Origin of the sequence: Azospirillum endophyticum, from assembly GCF_016595245.1 — a bacterium.
Classification (GTDB): domain Bacteria; phylum Pseudomonadota; class Alphaproteobacteria; order Azospirillales; family Azospirillaceae; genus Azospirillum; species Azospirillum endophyticum.
In genome coordinates this window covers 11,319-29,253 of the sequence record NZ_JAENHM010000001.1, presented here as the reverse complement: position 1 = coordinate 29,253, position 17,935 = coordinate 11,319, and the positions used below count along the sequence as shown (strand labels likewise).

Here is a 17,935-nt window from a genome sequence, read left to right as displayed (position 1 = left end):
TCAGCGCCCCGCCCTGTCTCCCGATATGGTCCAGGCGATGCGGGCCGGATGTTCGCCGAGGTCGAGGGAGCCGATGACGATCTCCCCCCGGCCGGACAGCGGCACCACGTCGCCCAGCTTCAGCAGGCGCTGCTCGCCGGCCTGCGGCACCAGCCGGGTGCCGTTGCGGCTGAGATCCTCCAGCGTGAAGGCGCCGTCGCGCAGCCGCACCGCCGCATGGCGGCGCGAGGCCGAGGCATGGTCCAGCACGATGCCGCAGTCCGCGGCGCGGCCGATCACGACGTCGCCGCCGGCATCGGGCAGCGCCACCGTCCGGCCCTGATAGCTCAGGGTCAGGCGGGGGGCCGGCTTGGCCGGTGGCTGGACGTCGACCGTCACGTCCGGCGCCTGGGCCCTTGCCTGGGACATCGCCCGGGCCGGCGGTCGGGGCGTCGGCCGGGATCCGCTGCGCTCTCCCGCCACCACGCCGGTGCCGGACACCGAAACGCGGCGGTCGTCGGGAATGGTGGCGATCTTGGCGATCAGCCCGTCGGCCAGCGCCCGCGGGATGCCGGCGGCGCGCAGGCGGCGTCCCAGCCCCTCCCGCACCTCCTGGATGGAGGCGCCGGGGGCCGCCAGCTCCGCCGCGGACTTCACCCGGTTGAACTCGTCGGCGACGCGCTGGATGACGGTGCTGATCTTCTTGTGGCCGTAGGGGCTGGCGCCGAGGTCGAGCAGATAGCCCAGTCGTCCCGCCGCCGTGTCGAAGCGGCCGGCCAGCCGCATCATCGTCTCCTCGAAGGGCAGGTCGCTGCCGCCGGCCGCCCACACCGTCTTGCCGCGGCGGGTCAGCGACTCCGCCATCGCCGGGCCGCCCATGAAGCCGTCGAAGCCGACCATGCCGTCGACGATGGCGGAAAAGGCGCGGGCGTCGCTGGCCGCCCCGGTGCGGGTCAACGGCGTCAGCCCGTCCAGCCCGCCGCGGATCCGGTGCAGCAGCGCCTCGCGCGTCCGGGCGAAGCCCAGCCCCGTTCCGTCGGACGCCAGGGCGTTCGACAGGGCCAGCAGCGGTTCGGTGTGGGGCAGCCGGTCGTCCAGGTCGCCGCGCAGCGCCGCCAGCAGCGCCAGGAGGGCGGAGGCGAGGTCGGGCGCATAGCCGATCAGGGCACGGATCGGTTCCCGACCGTCGGTGATCTCCGCCGCGACCTCGTCGACCAGCCGGGTGGTCTCGCCGTCCTCCTCCTGGTGCAGGCGCAGCACGGCGGCCAGCTTGGCGCCCCACTCGCGGTGCGGTTCCAGCAGCGTGCCGAAGGCATGGGTGACGATGCGGTCGCGCTCCTCCGCCGGACGGTCGAGGGCGGCCAGCAGCAGTCCGGAAATCCCGCCGCGCATCAGCGCCTGATCGAAGGGGGCCAGCGTGTCGGATTTCTGGGCGAGATCCTTCAGCGCGGCGAACAGGCGGATGATCTGGTCGTAGCGCTCATGCGGCTTCAGCCCCAGCATCGGCGCCTGGATGGCGGCGAGCCGGCTGACCGCCGGGTTGAACAGCAGCGCCTCGCGTTCGAAATAGCGCAAGGGGTAGTAGCGGTGGAGCTGTTCCGACGGAATGACGCCCTGGTCGTCCCAATAGCCGCGCAGCAGCCGCAGCAGGGTCATCCGGCTGTCGAAGGAGAAGACCTGCAGCACGTCGGTGCAGAGGCTGGCGGTTTCGATCGGCGAGATGGTGGTGAGTTTGGCACCGCCGGAGGAGGATTTCTGGAAGATCGTCTCTTCCCGCCCGGTGCCGGTGACCTTCACCACGCGCACCACCGGGAACTTGGCGAGGCGCAGCAGGAAGTTGGCGCGTTCCGTCGCCGCCTTCTCGTCGTCGAAGACGCCGTCGATGTTGGGCTTGCCGCCCTGTTCGACCACCACCTCGAAGCGCGCCTCGCGCCGCTTGGACATCGCCATACCGTTCCCCCTTGGCCAGCCCCATCCAGCAGCATGGCCGGCGCCACGCCCGGCTACGTCCTTGTTCGCGATTTCCGGCGATTTTTCCGCAAAATACTTTATGGCCAAAATACTTTATGAAAGCTTCCACCAGAAGCGGAAAGACCCGGCCCTTGACCGCAAGCTCCCCATCGGACCGCACGCCCCACCAAGCCCCGCGCCGGCCGGTGCTGGGCCGCCGGCCGTTCCTCGGCCTGCTCGGGGCGATGGTCCTGCCGGCGGTCGGTACCGGGGCCGGGCTGGCGGCATCCGCGGCCGGCGCGTCGGACGGCGCGTCGGTCGGCTATGTCCTGTTCGATCCGGACACTGGACGGGTGGTGGAGGCGCAGGCAGCCGACACCGCCTTCATTCCCGCGTCGGTGGCCAAATTGCCGACCGTGGCGGCGGCGCTGGCCCTGCTGGGGCCGGACCACCGCTTCACCACCCGGCTGCTGGGAAGCGGAGGGCCGATGGGTGGTGGGCTCGCCGGCGGGGTGCTGCGCGGCGACCTGATCCTGCAGGGCGGCGGCGATCCGGCGCTGGCGACAGAAGGGCTGCTGCAAGTGCTGGGCGGACTGGCCGCCGCCGGACTGCGGCGGGTGGAGGGACGCTTCCTCTACGACACCGCCCTGCTGCCTGAACTGGCGGAGATCGATTCCGGGCAGCCCTGGGCCGCTCCCTACAACACCGGGGTCGGGGCGCTGTCGCTGAACTACAACCGCGCCCTGCTGAGCTGGCGGCGCGGATCCGGCGGGATCGGCGGGCCGGAGGTTCTGACCGTCGCCGATGCCGGCCGGCTGCCGCTGGACAGCGTCGCCGTCAAGCCCATGGCGGCCGGCGGCTTCCCGCTGCTGCCGGATGGTGCCGACCGCTGGCTGATGGCGCCGCCGGCCGCGGGGGAGGCGGGGGCCGCCTGGGTACCGGTGGCGCGGCCGGGGCTGGCCGCCGCCATGCTGTTCCGCCGGCTGGCCGCCGATGCCGGCATCGCCCTGCCGGTGCCGGAGGCCGGCCATGCCCCGGCCGGGGCGGCGCTGCTGGCGGCGCTGGACAGTCCCCCCCTGACCGAGCTGGCGCGCGGGGTGCTGCGCCATTCCAACAATCTGTCGGCGGAAGTGATCGGTCTGGCCGCCTCCGATCGGCTGGAGACAAGTCTGGAGATCGGCCGGCGGAACATGCCCGCCCCCCCGCTGGAACGCTCGGCGGCGCTGCTGCAAGGCTGGCTGACCCGGCAGCCGATGGCGGCGGGGCAGGGGAAGGGCTGGAGTGGTCTGCGGCTGGCCAACCATTCGGGGCTGGGCACCGGGTCGCGCGCCACGCCGCGGCAGATGGCGGCGCTGCTGCGGGCCGGCGGACCCGCCCTGTGGGATCTGCTGCCGGGAGAGGAGGACGGCAAGGCGCTGCCCCCCGGCGTCCATGCCAAGTCGGGCACGCTGGCCTACGTCAAGGGTCTGGCTGGGCTGCTGACGGCTGCCGGCGGCCGGCCGATGGGCTTCGTCCTGTTCATCGCCGATCCGGCGCGCCGGGCGGCGATGGACGCCGCGCTCGACCGCCGGGTGACCGCCACGCCCGCGGAGGCGCGCGCCTGGGCAGCCGGCGCCGGCAAGCTGCAGAGCGAAATTCTGGAGAGGTGGGTTTCCACTTATTGACTGACATAGGTCATAAGGGTGAGCGTATCGAATATGCCAAAATGCAGGCCCGATGTTGATTTGCCGGAAATCGGCGCGAAATTGATGGATCGTCCGTCTGCCCGACCCATATCCGTCCGCGTTCAGCAGAGAAAGTCCCAGATCCGATGATGGCAGACAGTTCCGGCACCTCACCCGCGCGCAGCGTCCTGCGCCGCCGGCTGGAACGTCAGGATGTCGCAGCCAACCGCTATCACGACCGGCGGCTGGGGGCGGAGGTCGTCAACATCGTCGTCGGCGGCTGCGTCGTCACCGACGACCCGAACGTCGTCATCACCACCACGCTGGGTTCCTGCGTCGCCGCCTGCCTGTACGACCCGGTGGCGGAGATCGGCGGGATGAACCATTTCCTGCTGCCCGATGCCGGGACCGACACGCTGTCGCTGTCGTCGCGCTATGGCGCCACGGCGATGGAGCATCTGATCAACCGGCTGCTGGCCGTCACCGGCCGGCGCGACCGGCTGCGCGCCAAGCTGTTCGGCGGCGCCAACGTCAACCTGACCACGTTGCGCACCGCCAATATCGGCCAGCGCAACGTCGAGTTCGTGATGGAGTATCTGGCGACGGAAGGCATCCCCACCGTCAGCTGGGACGTCGGCGGCGTCAGTCCGCGCGCGGTGCGCTTCTTCCCCACCAGCGGGCGCAGCCAGCGCCGGCTGATCGGCGACGAGACGCTGCACGACATCGCCCGCCACGAATCGTCCTACATCGAGCATCTGCGAAAGTCGCGGATCGAAGGCGACGTCGAGCTGTTCTGATAAGCTCGACCGGGAGCGCCGGCCTTACCGCCCACCTCCGATCTCCCGCTGCCGATCTCCCGCCGTCCTTCCGCGGAGTCCCTGATGGCCGACACGCTGTTCCGGATCGCCACCTTCAACCTGGAAAACCTGGACGACGATGCCGACGAGCCGCCCTTCGAGGAGCGGATCGCCACCCTGCGCCCGCAGCTGGAGCGGCTGGAGGCCGACATCCTCTGCCTGCAGGAGGTCGACGCCCAGCATCCGGTGAAGAGCGAGCCGCGGACCCTGCGCGCGCTGACCCGCCTGCTGGCAGGCACGCGCTATGCCGGCTATCACGTCACCGCGGGCGACGCCCCGTCGCCGGCCGACCGCCACAACCCGGTGATCGTCAGCCGCTGGCCGATCAGGGCGGCGCGGCTGCTGCGCCATCAGCTCGTCCCGCCGGCCCGCGTGCGCCTCGCCACCGCCGACCCGGTGCCGGAGACGGACACCGAGGTCGGCTGGGACCGGCCGGTGCTGCATGCCGAGGTGGAGATGCCGGACGGCCGCATCCTGCATGTCCTCGACCTGCATCTGCGCGCGCCGATCGCCGCCCCGGTGCCGGGGCAGAAGGCCGGCGCCCAGACCTGGAGGACGGCGGCCGGCTGGGCGGAAGGCTTCTATCTCGCCTCGATCAAGCGGGCGGGGCAGGCGCTGGAGACGCGCATGGCGGTCGACCGGCTGTTCGATGCCGATCCCGACGCGCTGATCGTGGTGGCCGGCGACTGCAACGCCGACCTGGAGCAGACCGCCGTCCGCATCATCCGCGCCGCTCCCGACTTCACCGGCAATCCCGAGCTTGCGAACCGCGTGCTGGAGCCGCTGGAGCAGGCGATCCCGGAGGAGCGGCGCTACACCGTGCTGCATGCCGGCACGGCGGTTCTGCTGGATCATCTGATGACCTCGCCCAGGCTGACCGAGCGTCTGCGCGACGTCGCCATCCACAACGAGGAGCTGACCGACGAGGTCGACCATGCCGACGAGCCGTCGCCGGTCAGCTACCACGCGCCGGTGGTGGCGAGCTTCAGTCTCCAGATCCCCGCTTCCTCCCGAAGAGAGGGTTAGGGTGAGGGGAAGAGGGAGATTATGGGACATCGCACTGGATTCAGCGACGCAACTGGTGGAAAACAGCGTCTTCGGGATTTTTGCGGCGTTCCAGCCCCGTTGAGAGGGCGCGGCGCCATTCAGGGAGACAGCATGTTCACTGCCGCCAGCTTCCGCGTCGGCGACCGCGTGACCATCCGCAGCGGCCAGTCCATTCCGCAATCCATCGCCACGGTGGAGCGCTACACCGACGGGGGGCGCTGCATGGTGCTGTCCGACGGCAGCGAATGGCGGGCCGACGGCCGGCGCCAGTGGAGTTTCCGCGGCAGCTATTACAAGGGCCCGGTGGTCGAGCCGTTCGAGCCCGGCGACGACGAGTTCGTCGCCCGCCGCCGCGTCATCGGTGCGCTGCGCAAATTCGGGGATGGGCTGACGATGGACTCGACCCTGAGCACCGAGGCGTTGCAGCGGATTCTGGAGGCGGTGGATCACGAGAAGGCGGCGGCCGGCAAGGCGGGGTGATCGCCCCCTCTCCCCGGCATCGGCTCTCGGGTGTCAGCTCTTGGCGATCTCGTTCAGCACATCCTTGGCGAGGCTGCGGATGTGCCGTTCCATGGCGGCCCTGGCCTCTGCCGGGTCGCCGCTCTCCAGCGCGGCGATGACGTCGAGATGCTCGTCGCAATCGGGACGGATGCGCGACGGCAGGCCGGACAGCTCGAACAGGCGCGTCGTCACCCGCAGGTCGCGGATGATCTGCGCCAGCACCGCGTTGCCGGACGCCTCGGCGATCAGGGTGTGCAGTTCCTCGTCGGCCGCCCAATGGTCCTCGAAGCGGATCTTGGGCTCGTCGCGCAGCCGCAGCATCTCGGCCTTCATCGCCTGCAAACGGACCGGGTCGATCCGCGACGCGGCGGCGGCGATCGCCTCCCCCTCCAGGATCTCGCGCAGGCGCATGCTCTGGAAATATTCGCGGTTGGAGACCTCGCGCACCCGGTAGGGGCGGTTGAACTCCTTGCGGATCAGCCCTTCGCTGGCCAGCCGCACCAGCGCCTCGCGGATCGGCGTGCGCGAGATGCTGAGCGCCGTCGCCAGCCGGTCTTCGACGATCACCTCGCCGCTGGGGATGCGGCGGTCGAGGATCATCTCCAGGATGGTGCGGTAGGCCATGCTCGCCAGATTCACTCCGGCGGCGGCCGGCGTCGCGGCTTTCGGGCCGTCCGCTTTCGGAGCGTCCATGTCCATGCTCATACCAAGTCCTGCCACCTGACGCTGATCTTTCCCTAACAAAGCAGACGAACCGTTGTCCTGCAAAGGTTCTGATCGGTCTGACCGGTGGGGTCGGGTGCGTCGTCGCGCCCAGCCGGGTTTCAGTGCTGCAGGATCTTGGCGAGGAACTGGGCGGCGCGCTCCGAGCGCTGGGTCTCGAAGAACTCGGCCTTGGTGCAGTCCTCGATGATGCTGCCATGGTCCATAAAGATCACCCGGTCGGCGACCTTGCGGGCGAAGCCCATCTCGTGGGTGACGCAGATCATCGTCATGCCCTCGTTCGCCAGCTCGACCATCACGTCCAGCACCTCGTTGATCATCTCGGGGTCGAGCGCCGAGGTCGGCTCGTCGAACAGGATGGCGATGGGATCCATCGCCAGGGCGCGGGCGATGGCGACGCGCTGCTGCTGGCCGCCGGACAGCTGGCCGGGGAACTTGTGCGCCTGGGTGGCCAGCCCGACCCGCGCCAGCAGCACCTCGCCCTTCGCCTCGGCCTCGGCCGTCTGGCGGCCCAGCACCTTGCGCTGCGACAGGGTCAGGTTCTGCATGATGGTCAAATGGGGGAACAGCTCGAAATTCTGGAACACCATGCCGACGCGGGCGCGCAGCGCCGACATCTTGGTGCCCCGCGCGCCGACATCCATGCCGTCCACCCGGATGCGGCCCGACTGGAAGGGCTCCAGCCCGTTGACGCATTTGATCAGCGTCGACTTGCCCGACCCGGAGGGGCCGCAGACTACCACCACCTCGCCCTTCCGCACGGTGGTCGTGCAGTCCTTCAGGACCTGGAAGGTGCCGTAGTTCTTGCTGACATTCTCGATGGCGATCATGGGGGAGTCTCTTGCGGATGAGGGCGATGGACGGATGAGCGGGCGGGTCAGCGGAACCGGTCGATCAGGAAGGGCGTCGGGTCGATGTCGGTGCGGCCGTCGAGCAGCAGGTCGGCGGTCATGCGGGCGACGACCGGCGCCAGGGTGAAGCCGTTGGACGTCACCGTGTTGAAGAAGCCCGGCAATCCCGGCACCGGGCCGAGGATCGGCGCGCCGTCGATGTTGATGTTCATCGCCGCCCAGGCGCGGACCACATGCAGTCCGGCGATCTGCGGCAGCACATGGCGGGCGACCCACAGGTTGCCCTCGATGCTGGAGCGCGACACCGTGTTGAAGCGCCGCGCCGGGTCGAAGACCGCAGTCCAGGCGCCGCCGATGATCAGCCCGCCGGTGACCGCCTGCTTCAGGCTGAGATGGCGGTCGGCATGGGCGACGAGCTGGCTGACCAGCTTGGGCGCCGGCTCGGTGACGATCATCTGCAGGGGCGCGCTGTGCACCGGCACGTCGATGCCGACCAGCCGCCCGGTCTCGCGCGCCCACGGGCCGCTGGCGTTGACGATCTGCCTGGCGCGGATGCGGCAGCGCGAGGTCTCGACCCGCCAGCCGCCGCCACCAACGCCGGTGACCGCCGGAGCGGCGGCGATGCCGGTGACGTTGACTCCGCGCAGGAAGCGGGCGCCCTGGCGGCGTGCCTGCTCCAGCACCGCGTAGGTCGCCCGCAGCGGGTTGATCTTGCCCTCCTGCGGGGCGTATTCGGCGCCGATCAGCCCGTCCGACAGGGCGGGAGCCAGCCGGCGCAGCTCGGCCGCGTCGATGATGGCGTTCTCGACGCCGTATCGCCGCTCCAGCGCCGCCTTGGCGCGCAGGAACTCCATGCCGGCCGGGCTGTCCGCCACCATCAGGCCGCCGGTGACGGCCAACTCGAAGTCGGCCCCGCAAGCCTTCTCCAGTTCCCGCCACAAGGCGATGGAGCGCGGGCCGAGCGTCAGCGTCGCCGCCGCCGGCCCGCCGCCCGCCTCGGCCTTGGCGCCGAAGTCGAAGGACAGCAGCTGGACATGCAGGCTGCCGGCATTGGCGCCCGACGCCTGCAAATTGGTGTCGCCGCGCTCGACCACCAGCACGTCGCGCCCGGCCTGGGTCAGGTAATAGGCGAGGCAGGAGCCGACCACGCCGCCGCCGACGATCAGGATCTCGGCCTCCTGGTCGGGCAGCGGGCCGTCCTCCAGCGGGCGGGCGAGGTTGGGGGTGATGGCGCGCTGGTGGCCGCCCCATTCCGGCTTCTCGAAGGCGAAGGCGCCGGCCGGCGTCGGCTTGGCCGGCAGGCGTGGCGCCAGATACTGGTCGGGCGCCCGCTTCCTGCCGGTCGCCTGCTCCAGCAGCAGGGCGGCGGTCGCCGCGCAATAGCGGCCCTGGCAGCGCCCCATGCCGAGCCGGGTGTTGCGCTTCAGCGCCGCGAGGCTGTCATGGCCCGCGGCGATCTCGGCGCGGACCCGGCCGAAGGTGACCTCCTCGCAGCGGCACAGCATCGCCTCATCGGGCACGGTGTCGAGCCGCGGCGGCGGCGCTTGGTAGATCGACCACAGCGCTGCCTGGAAGCCCTCGGCCCGCCGCAGATGGGCCAGCGCCCGCCGGCCCTCCTCCGGGTCGCCGTCGGTCAGGCCGAGCTGGGTGGCGGCGGCGATGCCGGCGAGGGTGCCGCGCGCCTGCGCCACCTTCGACCCGCCGAGATCGACGCCGTCGCCGACGGCGAAGACCCCCGGCACGCTGGTGGCGCCATCCACCGCGATCTCGGTGGCGAGATAGCCGAGATGGCGGTCTTCGACCAGCCGGTGGGCGCAGCCGAGCGCGCGGGCGATCTCGGTCGAGGGGATGAAACCGTAGCCGAGGCACAGCGCGTCGGCGGCCGCGGTGACGGCTTCGGCCAGCCGGGGAGCGCCGTCGGAGCCGAGCGGGGCATAGCGCACCTGCTCCAGTCGGCCGTCGCCCTCCGCCGCGACCACCCCGTGCCCCCACAGCACCGGCACCCCGGCGTGCCGCAGTCTCAGCAGGTAGCGGGCGCCGTCGCCGATCAGGCCGGGGGCGGCGCGCAGCGCGGTCAGCATCTGCCGCCATTGGGTGGGCGACGGGCGCGGCGCGCTTTCCAGCACGGCGAGGACCGTGACCCCGCCCTGCACCAGCTCGCAGGCCAGTTGCAGATTGAGCGGACCGTTGCCGGCGACCACCACCCGACGGCCGGGCGCCACGCGATAGGCGCGCGCCAGGGTCTGGCCGGCCCCGGTCGTCATCACGCCGGGCAGCGTCCAGCCCGCGAAGGGCGCCGGCCGCTCATAGGCGCCGCCGGCGATCACCAGCCGGCGCGGCCGGTAGACGGTCTCGCGTCCGTCGATAACGGCAACCACCTCGTCGGGGGCATGGGCGCCCCACACCGTCGCCTCCTGGACGATGGCGGCGCCGGCCGCCTTCGCCGCGTCGAGCAGGGCGAGGCCGGCGCGGAACTGGCGGTCGGTCGGCCGGTCGGCCCGGTGCGAGGGGGCGAGCGGCTTGAAATACTGCCCGCCGCTCTGCGGCCGCTCGTCCAGCACCACCACCCCGGCGCCACGGCGCGCCGCCGCTTCCGCCGCGGCCAGACCGGCCGGGCCGGCACCGATCACCAGCACATCGACCACGCGTTCCTCCGGCGCTTCGCCCACCGGCGGCGGCACCAGCGGGGCCAGCGGATCCTCCGGCGTGCCCGCCGGCGGCTGCGAGCGGATGGTCTGGCCGTCGGCCACCTTGGTCAGGCAGGCGCGCTGGCTTGCCTTGCCGTCCACCGTCACCAGGCATTCGAAGCAGGCGCCCATGCCGCAATAGAGGCCGCGCCGCCCGCCGTCGCGGCTGTGGCGGTAGGCGGCGACGCCGTGCGCCGTCAAGGCCGCCGCCACCGTCTCCCCGGCCAGCGCGGGAATCCGCTCGCCGTCATAGGTGATCTCGATGGGGGCGCCGTCGCGGCGGACGCTTGGATGTTCGAGGCGCATGGGCGGTCGGCTGTGTCCGGATTGCGGTGGAAAGCGGCTTTTCGAGGGGGCGTCAAAATGCGCTGGATTCCTGTATACAGATAGTATACGAGTAGTATTTAGGCAAGGTCAAAAATTAGGCAGGAGCTGGGGGAACCCATGACGGCATTGCGCGGCACCTACACGGTCCTCATCACCCCCTTCACCGCCGACGGCGGCGCGGTGGACGTTCCGGCCTTGAAGAAGCTGGTGAACTGGCAGATCGAGCAGGGCATCCACGGGCTGATCCCGCTCGGCAGCACCGGCGAGTTCCTGTCGATGACCCCGGAGGAGCGGGCGCAGGTCATCGAGATCTGCGTGACCGAGGCGGCGGGCCGCGTGCCCGTGCTGATCGGCACCGGCGCCGAATGGACGCGCGACGCCGTCGCGCTGGCCAAGGAAGCGGAAAGCATGGGTGCCGACGGGGTGATGGTGATCCCGCCCTATTACAGCTCGCCGACCCCCGACGAGCTGTTCGAGCATTACCGCCGCATCGGCGAGGCGATCTCGCTGCCGGTGATGATCTACAACAACCCGGCGACCGCCAACGTCGACCTCACCCCGCCGATCGTCGCGCGGCTCAGCGAGATCGACAACGTCCTCTACATCAAGGAATCGACGCTGGAGGTGACGCGGGTCCGCGACATCATTGAGCTGTGCGGCGACCGCATGACGGTGTTCGCCGGCATCCTCGGCTACGAATCCTTCTGGCTCGGCGCCCAGGGCTGGGTCGCCGTCTGCTCCAACCTGATCCCGCGCGATTCGGCCCGGCTGTTCGAACTGGTGGCCGACCATGGCGACAAGGACCAGGCGCTGGCGCTCTACAAGAAGATGCTGCCCATCGTCCGCTGGGTCGGCGGCCACCGCTACGTCGCCGCCTCGAAGACCGGGCTGGGCATGATGGGGTTGCGGGTCGGCGACCCCCGCGCGCCGCGCCTGCCGCTACCGGAGGCCGACGCCCTGGCCCTTCGCGCCGATCTGGCGGCCTACGGCCTGATCGATTCCCTCGCCTGACCGCTTCGCCCGAATCCGAGATCCGAACCAGAGAGAAGGGGACCACGATGACCATTCGCACCCTGCTGATCGCCGCCGGCCTGACCCTGTTCGCCCTCCCGGCAGCAGCCCAAACCGCCTGCAAGCCGGCGGTCGCCGATTCCGAGCTGGTCAAGCCCGGCACGCTGGTGATGTCGACCAACCCGACCCTGCCGCCGATGCAGTTCGTCGATTCCACCGGCACGCTGAAGGGCATGCGCATCACGCTGGGCAACGAGATCGCCAAGCGTCTGTGCCTGACCCCGGAATATGTCCGCATCGAGTTCTCGGCGATGATCCCCGGCCTGCAGGCCGGCCGCTGGGACCTGATCAACACCGGCATCTTCTGGACCGAGGAACGGGCCAAGATGATGCCGATGATCAACTATGAATCGCAGGCGATCAGCATCTCGGTGACCAAGGGCAACCCGCTGAAGATCGCCAAGCCGGAGGATCTGTCGGGCCGCCCGGTCGGCGTCGAGCTGGGCGGCTTCGAGGAGCGCAAGCTGCGCGAACTCGACAAGATGGTGGTCGCCAAGGGGCTGAAGCCCATCGAGATCAAGACCTTCGACAATTTCGCCACCGCCTATCAGGCGCTGCGCGCCGGCCAGACCGAGGCGTCGGTGGCCATCGACCCGACGGCGGCCGAATACAGCAAGCGCGGCGACTTCGACCGCGCCCTGCACGGCCTGTTCCCGACCCCGGTCGCCCTGGCGATGAAGAGCAAGGCGCTGAGCGAGGCCGTGGTCGGCGTCCTCAACGACATGCAGAAGGACGGTTCGTACAAGAAGCTGATGGACGAATACGGCCTGCTGCCCAACGACGGCGCCTTCAAGGTCAACGGCCCCGGCATGTGAGACGCGGGCGGCAGGGATACAGCGACAGGTGCTGAAAGAAGCCCTTCTCCCCTTGCGGGAGAAGGGTTGGGATGAGGGGTGCAGCCCGGCCGAAGGCCGGGAAGGTCGCTTTGTCCCCTCACCCCAACCCCTCTCCCACAAGGGGAGAGGGGCTTGATGAGCGCCGGGTCTCCCCCCGCCACCTAGGCATCGGACAAGAGTGAAAAGGTGACGGAATGACCAGCGGCTGGAACTGGGACGGTTTCTTCGAGTACCTGTTCAACGGGTACCTGTTCAGCGGAGCGATCACCACCCTGTGGCTGACGCTGGCGGGCATCGCCGGCGGCCTCGTGCTGGGCTGCGTGCTGGCGCTGCTGCGGCTGTCGCCCTACCGCTGGGTCGCCGGGGTGGCACAGACCTATATCTGGGTGTTCCGCGGCACGCCGCTGCTGGTCCAGCTCATCATCATCTACACCGGCCTGCCGCAGATCGGCATCAAGCTGTCGGTGACGGAATCCGCGCTGATCGGCCTGATCCTCAACGAGGCCGCCTATCTGGCCGAGATCATCCGCGGCGGCATCCTCGGCGTCGCTGCCGGGCAGAGCAACGCCGGCCGCGCGCTCGGCCTCAACTCGGCCCAGGTGATGGCCTACATCGTGCTGCCGCAGGCCGTCCGCATCATCATCCCGGCGCTCGGCAACAGCGTGAACGGGCTGCTGAAGACCACCTCGGTGACCTCCGTCATCTCGATGGAGGAGCTGTTGCGCAGCACCCAGCTGCTCATCCAGGAACGCTTCATGGTGCTGGAGCTGTTCACGGTGGCCGCCCTCTACTATCTGCTGATGACCTCGCTGTGGGACATCGTCCAGCGCCGCATCGAGCGCCATTTCGGCCGCGCCTACCGCAACATCACGATCGTCGACGGCCAGTGAAAAGGCGCTCGGCCATGACTCCTCCGCACCCTCCGGCCCTCCCGCTATCCTCCCGGACAGCCAACCTCGGCGACCGCGCCTTCGGGCACCTGCGCGAGCTTATCCTCAGCCGCGAGATCCCCGGCGGCGCCGAGGTGCCGGAGGGGCGGCTGGCCGAGCGGCTGAACGTGTCGCGCACGCCGATGCGCGAGGCGCTGGTCCGGCTGGTCGGAGAGGGGCTGCTGGAGCGCACCAGCGAGCGCAGTTATCGTGTCCGCATCGTCTCGGCCCGCGAGTTCTTCGAATGCATGCAGATGCGCGAGCTGTTGGAATGCCACGCCATCGAAACCGCGGTGCCGCTGGTCGGCGACACGGACCTCGCCGAATTGCGGCGCGGGCTGGACGCGCTGGAGGGCGGCGAGGACGACATGCAGCACTGGCTCTACGACAATCATTTCCACAGCTTCTTCGCCCATGTCAGCGGGAATGCGACGCTGGCCGAGACCATCACGCGCATGCGGGTGGTCGCCCGCCTGTTCCGCATCTCCAGCAGCTTCCACCGCAAGGGCGAGATCGACACGGAGCACCGGGCGGTGCTGGACGCGGTGGAACGGCGGGACGCCGCCGCCGCCAAGGCCGCCATGCTGGCGCATCTGCGCAACCTCCAGGACGACGCCCGCCGCGCCATCGCCGCCGAGGCAAATCCAGGCGGCTATTTCCTGTAATCCCGGTTTTTTTGTGATCCCGGCAACCGCAAGACCCGTCCTTCGGGACCCAGGGAGAGTTCCATGCCGCAGTTCGATACCGTAATCCGCAACGGCACGCTGGCCACCGCGTCCGACGTGTTCGCCGCCGACCTCGGCGTGATCGGCGGCCGCATCGCCGCCATCGGGGCCGGGCTGGGGCCGGGCGCCCGCGAGATCGACGCGACCGGCAAGCTGGTGCTGCCGGGCGGCGTCGACGGCCATTGCCACCTCGACCAGCCGACCAGCGACGGCTCGCAGTCGGCCGACGATTTCGAGACCGGAACCCGCTCGGCGGCCTGCGGCGGGACCACGACGGTCATCCCCTTCGCCTGCCAGTTCAAGGGCCAGTCGCTGCGCGACGCGGTGACCGACTACCACCGCCGGGCCGACGGCAAGGCGGTGATCGACTACGCCTTCCACCTCATCGTCAGCGACCCGACCGACCAGCTGCTCGGCCAGGATCTGCCGGCGCTGATCCATGACGGCTACACGTCGTTCAAGATCTACATGACCTATGACGACATGAAGCTGAACGACCGGCAGGTGCTGGAGCTGCTCAGCGTCGCCCGGCGCGACGGCGCCATGGCGATGATCCATGCCGAGAACGCCGACTTCATCGGCTGGCTGACCGACAAGCTGCTCGCCGCCGGCCACACCGCGCCGCGCTACCACGCCGATTCCCGGCCGATGCTGGTGGAGCGCGAGGCGACCCACCGCGCCATCGCCATGGCCGAGCTGGCCGACGTGCCGATCCTGATCGTCCATGTCTCGGGCCGCGAGGCCATCGAGCAGATCCACTGGGCGCAGGGCCGCGGCATGCGCATCTACGCCGAGACCTGCCCGCAATACATGGTGCTGACCGAGCATGATTTGCACGGCCACGGCATGGAGGGGGCCAAGTGCATCTGCTCGCCACCGCCGCGCGACAAGGCCAACCAGGCGGCGGTCTGGGACGCGCTGGCCGGCGGCACCTTCCACATCGTGTCGTCCGACCACGCGCCCTTCCGCTACCAGGACCCCAAGGGCAAGATGCTGCACGGCGCCAACACGCCCTTCAACTGGATCCCCAACGGCGTGCCGGGCATCGAGACGCGGCTGCCGATCCTGTTCTCCGAAGGGGTGAAGAAGGGCCGCATCAGCCTGCAGCGCTTCGTCGAGCTGTCCTCGACCAACCCGGCCAAGATGTACGGCCTGCACCCGCGCAAGGGCAGCCTCGCCATCGGCGCCGATGCCGACATCGTCATCTACGACCCCGACCGCAAGGTCACCATCACCAACGGCATGCTGCACCACAACGTCGACTACACCCCCTACGAGGGGCTGGAGGTGACCGGCTGGCCGGAGACCGTGCTGTCGCGCGGCGAGGTGGTGGTGGAGAAGGGCGCCTGCGTGGCGCAGCCCGGCCGCGGCGCCTTCCTGCGCTGCGACACGCCGGATCTGGCGCGGCCGAAGGTCGGCGCCGCCTGACGAGACGACTGCCCTTTCCTGAACTTTAGACTTGAGGACCACCACACATGGACGCCCTGACCATCACCGCCGGCCCCTTCACCTTCGGCGCCCGCTTCGAGACGGCTGCCGCGCCGAAGACCTGCGCCAAGTTCCGCAGCCTGCTGCCCTACGAGGGCCAGATCGTCCATGTCCGCTGGAGCGGAGAAGGCGTGTGGATCCCGCTGGGCGACACCGATTTCGGCCTCGGCTACGAGAACCACACCAGCCACCCGGCGCCGGGCCAGTTCATCCTCTATCCGGGCGGCATCAGCGAGACCGAGATCCTGCTGGCCTATGGCGGCGTCCAGTTCTCCAGCAAGATGGGCCAGCTCGCCGGCAACCACTTCATCACCATCACCGAGGGGATGGAGAATCTGGCGGAACTCGGCAAGCGCACCCTGTGGCAGGGCGCGCAGCCGATCCGCTTCGACCTGGCCCGCTGATTTTCGCGCGGGCGGGGTGCCGACAGGAAAAAGCCGGCGGCCCCTCCCGGAGCCGCCGGCTTTCTCAACTCCGCGTCCTCACTCCGCCGCGATCGTCGCCGGGACGGCTTCCTCGGCGGGGACGGTGCGGATCAAGTGGTCGAAGGCGGCGAGTGCCGCCTTCGACCCTTCGCCCATGGCGATGACGATCTGCTTGAACGGCACCGTCGTTGCGTCGCCGGCGGCGAACACGCCGGGCAGCGAGGTCTGGCCGCGGTTGTCGATCTCGATCTCGCCGCGCGGAGTCAGCGCCAGCGTGCCCTTCAGCCATTCGGTGTTCGGCACCAGGCCGATCTGCACGAAGATGCCTTCCAGTTCCACCCGCTTCAGCTCGCCGCCGTTGCGCTCCTTGTAGGACAGGCCGACGACCTTGTTGCCGTCGCCATGCACTTCGGTGGTCTGGGCCGAGAGGAGGACGGTGACGTTGGGCAGGCTGTGCAGCTTGCGCTGCAGCACCGCGTCGGCACGCAGCTGGCTGTCGAACTCGATCAGCGTGACGTGCGAGACGATGCCGGCGAGGTCGATGGCCGCCTCGACGCCGGAATTGCCGCCGCCGATCACCGCCACGCGCTTGCCCTTGAACAGCGGACCGTCGCAGTGCGGGCAGTAGGCGACGCCCTTGTTGCGGTACTCGGCCTCGCCCGGGACGTTCATCGAGCGCCAGCGGGCGCCGGTCGACAGCACCACGGTGCGGGACTTCAGCGAGGCGCCGCTGGCCAGCTTCACCTCGATCAGCCCGCCTTCCTGCGCGGCCGGCACCAGGGCGGTGGCGGTCTGCAGGTTCATCACGTCGACCTCATAGTCCTTGACGTGCTGTTCCAGCGCCGCGGCCAGCTTCGGACCCTCGGTGTGGGAGACCGAGATGAAGTTCTCGATCGCCATGGTGTCGAGCACCTGGCCGCCGAAGCGCTCGGCCGCTACGCCGGTGCGGATACCCTTGCGGGCGGCGTAGATGGCGGCAGCGGCGCCGGCGGGGCCGCCGCCGATCACCAGCACCTCGAACGGAGCCTTGGTCTTGATCTTCTCGGCGGCGCGGGCGACGGCGCCGGTATCGAGCTTGGCGACGATCTGCGCCACGTCCATGCGGCCCTGGGCGAAGGGCTCGCCGTTCAGGAAGACGGTGGGGACGGCCATCACCTGACGCTGCTCGACCTCCTGCTGGAACAGCGCGCCGTCGATGGCGACATGCTTGATCCGCGGGTTCAGCGCGCTCATCAGGTTCAGCGCCTGGACGACGTCCGGGCAGTTCTGGCAGGTCAGCGAGAAATAGGTCTCGAAGCGGAAATCGCCGTCGAGAGTGCGGATCTGCTCCAGCAGCTCCTCGGATTCCTTGGACGGGTGGCCGCCGACCTGGAGCAGGGCCAGCACCAGCGAGTTGAACTCGTGGCCCATCGGCAGACCGGCGAAGGTGACGCCGATGTCGCTGCCGTCACGGACGATGGCGAAGGAGGGGCGGCGCTCGCCGTTGCCGTTGCGGTCCAACGTGATCTTGCCGGACAGCGACGCGATGTCCTCCAGCAGGTCCAGCATCTCCCGCGACTTCGCCCCGTCGTCCAGCGACGCCACCAGCGTGATCGGGTGGGTGATGCGCTCCAGATAGGCCTTCAACTGAGTCTGCAGATTGGCGTCCAGCATGGCTTTCGTTCCCAACGTCTCGTGTCCGGGGCGGATCGCCTGCGCATGGTCGCGGCGGTCCGGGCGGAGAAAATGGTGGCCCGAGCAGGATGAGCCGGTCGGGCGGGCGGCCTGGTTTTGAAACAGCGAAGTGGGTCGAACGTCATCGTCCTCCCCGCGCAGGCGGGGATCCAGGCTTGGAAAAGGCTGCGACAAAAAGCGCCCGGGTGCCCGCCTTCGCGG

15 protein-coding genes are annotated in these 17,935 nt (G+C 69.8%); 10 read left to right on the top strand and 5 right to left on the bottom strand.

The features are described from left to right. The gene (locus JHL17_RS00120; RefSeq protein ID WP_200190026.1) at window positions 1-1,929 is read right to left on the bottom strand and encodes an FHA domain-containing protein; all 1,929 of its coding nucleotides are present in this window, start codon (window positions 1,927-1,929) and stop codon (window positions 1-3) included. Between the two features lie 152 nt (window positions 1,930-2,081). Between JHL17_RS00120 and JHL17_RS00115 the strand changes: the two genes are divergently transcribed. The 4 genes from JHL17_RS00115 to JHL17_RS00100 all read left to right on the top strand — a co-directional run bounded on the left by JHL17_RS00115 (window position 2,082) and on the right by JHL17_RS00100 (window position 5,977). Continuing rightward, entirely contained in the window at window positions 2,082-3,593 is a 1,512-nt protein-coding gene (locus JHL17_RS00115; RefSeq protein ID WP_247893215.1) for a D-alanyl-D-alanine carboxypeptidase, read from the top strand. A 146-nt stretch (window positions 3,594-3,739) separates the two neighbouring features. After that, complete coding sequence (locus tag JHL17_RS00110) at window positions 3,740-4,390, top strand: chemotaxis protein (protein WP_200190024.1); 651 nt, start codon at window positions 3,740-3,742, stop codon at window positions 4,388-4,390. An 84-nt stretch (window positions 4,391-4,474) separates the two neighbouring features. Beyond that, window positions 4,475-5,476 carry an endonuclease/exonuclease/phosphatase family protein gene (locus tag JHL17_RS00105; protein ID WP_200190023.1) on the top strand — a complete coding sequence of 334 codons (1,002 nt, stop codon included), beginning with the start codon at window positions 4,475-4,477 and terminating at the stop codon, window positions 5,474-5,476. A 132-nt stretch (window positions 5,477-5,608) separates the two neighbouring features. Beyond that, window positions 5,609-5,977: a hypothetical protein gene (locus JHL17_RS00100; RefSeq protein ID WP_200190022.1), complete on the top strand. Its 369-nt coding sequence runs from the start codon at window positions 5,609-5,611 to the stop codon at window positions 5,975-5,977. Window positions 5,978-6,010: 33 nt separating this feature from the next. On the opposite strand, the gene JHL17_RS00095 is transcribed toward JHL17_RS00100, so the two are convergent. The 3 genes from JHL17_RS00095 to JHL17_RS00085 all read right to left on the bottom strand — a co-directional run bounded on the left by JHL17_RS00095 (window position 6,011) and on the right by JHL17_RS00085 (window position 10,565). After that, window positions 6,011-6,703: a GntR family transcriptional regulator gene (locus tag JHL17_RS00095; protein WP_200190021.1), complete on the bottom strand. Its 693-nt coding sequence runs from the start codon at window positions 6,701-6,703 to the stop codon at window positions 6,011-6,013. Window positions 6,704-6,822: 119 nt separating this feature from the next. Then, window positions 6,823-7,551 carry an amino acid ABC transporter ATP-binding protein gene (locus tag JHL17_RS00090; protein WP_200190020.1) on the bottom strand — a complete coding sequence of 243 codons (729 nt, stop codon included), beginning with the start codon at window positions 7,549-7,551 and terminating at the stop codon, window positions 6,823-6,825. 47 nt (window positions 7,552-7,598) lie between these two features. Further along, window positions 7,599-10,565 (bottom strand): FAD-dependent oxidoreductase, encoded by a 2,967-nt coding sequence (locus JHL17_RS00085; RefSeq protein WP_200190019.1) that lies wholly within the window; start codon window positions 10,563-10,565, stop codon window positions 7,599-7,601. Between the two features lie 138 nt (window positions 10,566-10,703). On the opposite strand from JHL17_RS00085, the gene dapA reads away from it, so the two are divergent. From dapA to JHL17_RS00055, 6 genes are all read left to right on the top strand, one after another. Next, entirely contained in the window at window positions 10,704-11,597 is an 894-nt protein-coding gene (dapA, locus tag JHL17_RS00080; protein ID WP_200190018.1) for a 4-hydroxy-tetrahydrodipicolinate synthase, read from the top strand. 47 nt (window positions 11,598-11,644) lie between these two features. Beyond that, window positions 11,645-12,472, top strand: coding sequence for an ABC transporter substrate-binding protein (locus JHL17_RS00075; protein ID WP_200190017.1), 828 nt, complete (start codon window positions 11,645-11,647; stop codon window positions 12,470-12,472). 215 nt (window positions 12,473-12,687) lie between these two features. Beyond that, on the top strand, window positions 12,688-13,383 hold the full coding sequence (locus tag JHL17_RS00070; protein WP_200190016.1) for an amino acid ABC transporter permease: 696 nt from the start codon (window positions 12,688-12,690) through the stop codon (window positions 13,381-13,383). A 14-nt stretch (window positions 13,384-13,397) separates the two neighbouring features. Further along, window positions 13,398-14,087 (top strand): GntR family transcriptional regulator, encoded by a 690-nt coding sequence (locus JHL17_RS00065; RefSeq protein ID WP_200190015.1) that lies wholly within the window; start codon window positions 13,398-13,400, stop codon window positions 14,085-14,087. Window positions 14,088-14,150: 63 nt separating this feature from the next. Next, entirely contained in the window at window positions 14,151-15,575 is a 1,425-nt protein-coding gene (gene hydA / locus JHL17_RS00060) for a dihydropyrimidinase (RefSeq protein WP_200190014.1), read from the top strand. A 47-nt stretch (window positions 15,576-15,622) separates the two neighbouring features. Further along, the gene (locus tag JHL17_RS00055) at window positions 15,623-16,039 is read left to right on the top strand and encodes a DUF3830 family protein (RefSeq protein WP_200190013.1); all 417 of its coding nucleotides are present in this window, start codon (window positions 15,623-15,625) and stop codon (window positions 16,037-16,039) included. Window positions 16,040-16,117: 78 nt separating this feature from the next. On the opposite strand, the gene ahpF is transcribed toward JHL17_RS00055, so the two are convergent. After that, entirely contained in the window at window positions 16,118-17,713 is a 1,596-nt protein-coding gene (gene ahpF, locus JHL17_RS00050; protein ID WP_200190012.1) for an alkyl hydroperoxide reductase subunit F, read from the bottom strand. Window positions 17,714-17,935 lie beyond the last annotated feature (222 nt).

Coding starts and splice junctions, on each gene's coding strand:
- JHL17_RS00120 (WP_200190026.1), bottom strand. CDS start 1,929: ATGGCGATGTCCAAGCGGCGCGAGGCGCGCTTCGAGGTGGTGGTCGAA.
- JHL17_RS00110 (WP_200190024.1), top strand. CDS start 3,740: ATGATGGCAGACAGTTCCGGCACCTCACCCGCGCGCAGCGTCCTGCGC.
- JHL17_RS00105 (WP_200190023.1), top strand. CDS start 4,475: ATGGCCGACACGCTGTTCCGGATCGCCACCTTCAACCTGGAAAACCTG.
- JHL17_RS00100 (WP_200190022.1), top strand. CDS start 5,609: ATGTTCACTGCCGCCAGCTTCCGCGTCGGCGACCGCGTGACCATCCGC.
- JHL17_RS00095 (WP_200190021.1), bottom strand. CDS start 6,703: ATGAGCATGGACATGGACGCTCCGAAAGCGGACGGCCCGAAAGCCGCG.
- JHL17_RS00090 (WP_200190020.1), bottom strand. CDS start 7,551: ATGATCGCCATCGAGAATGTCAGCAAGAACTACGGCACCTTCCAGGTC.
- JHL17_RS00085 (WP_200190019.1), bottom strand. CDS start 10,565: ATGCGCCTCGAACATCCAAGCGTCCGCCGCGACGGCGCCCCCATCGAG.
- dapA (WP_200190018.1), top strand. CDS start 10,704: ATGACGGCATTGCGCGGCACCTACACGGTCCTCATCACCCCCTTCACC.
- JHL17_RS00075 (WP_200190017.1), top strand. CDS start 11,645: ATGACCATTCGCACCCTGCTGATCGCCGCCGGCCTGACCCTGTTCGCC.
- JHL17_RS00070 (WP_200190016.1), top strand. CDS start 12,688: ATGACCAGCGGCTGGAACTGGGACGGTTTCTTCGAGTACCTGTTCAAC.
- JHL17_RS00065 (WP_200190015.1), top strand. CDS start 13,398: ATGACTCCTCCGCACCCTCCGGCCCTCCCGCTATCCTCCCGGACAGCC.
- hydA (WP_200190014.1), top strand. CDS start 14,151: ATGCCGCAGTTCGATACCGTAATCCGCAACGGCACGCTGGCCACCGCG.
- JHL17_RS00055 (WP_200190013.1), top strand. CDS start 15,623: ATGGACGCCCTGACCATCACCGCCGGCCCCTTCACCTTCGGCGCCCGC.
- ahpF (WP_200190012.1), bottom strand. CDS start 17,713: ATGCTGGACGCCAATCTGCAGACTCAGTTGAAGGCCTATCTGGAGCGC.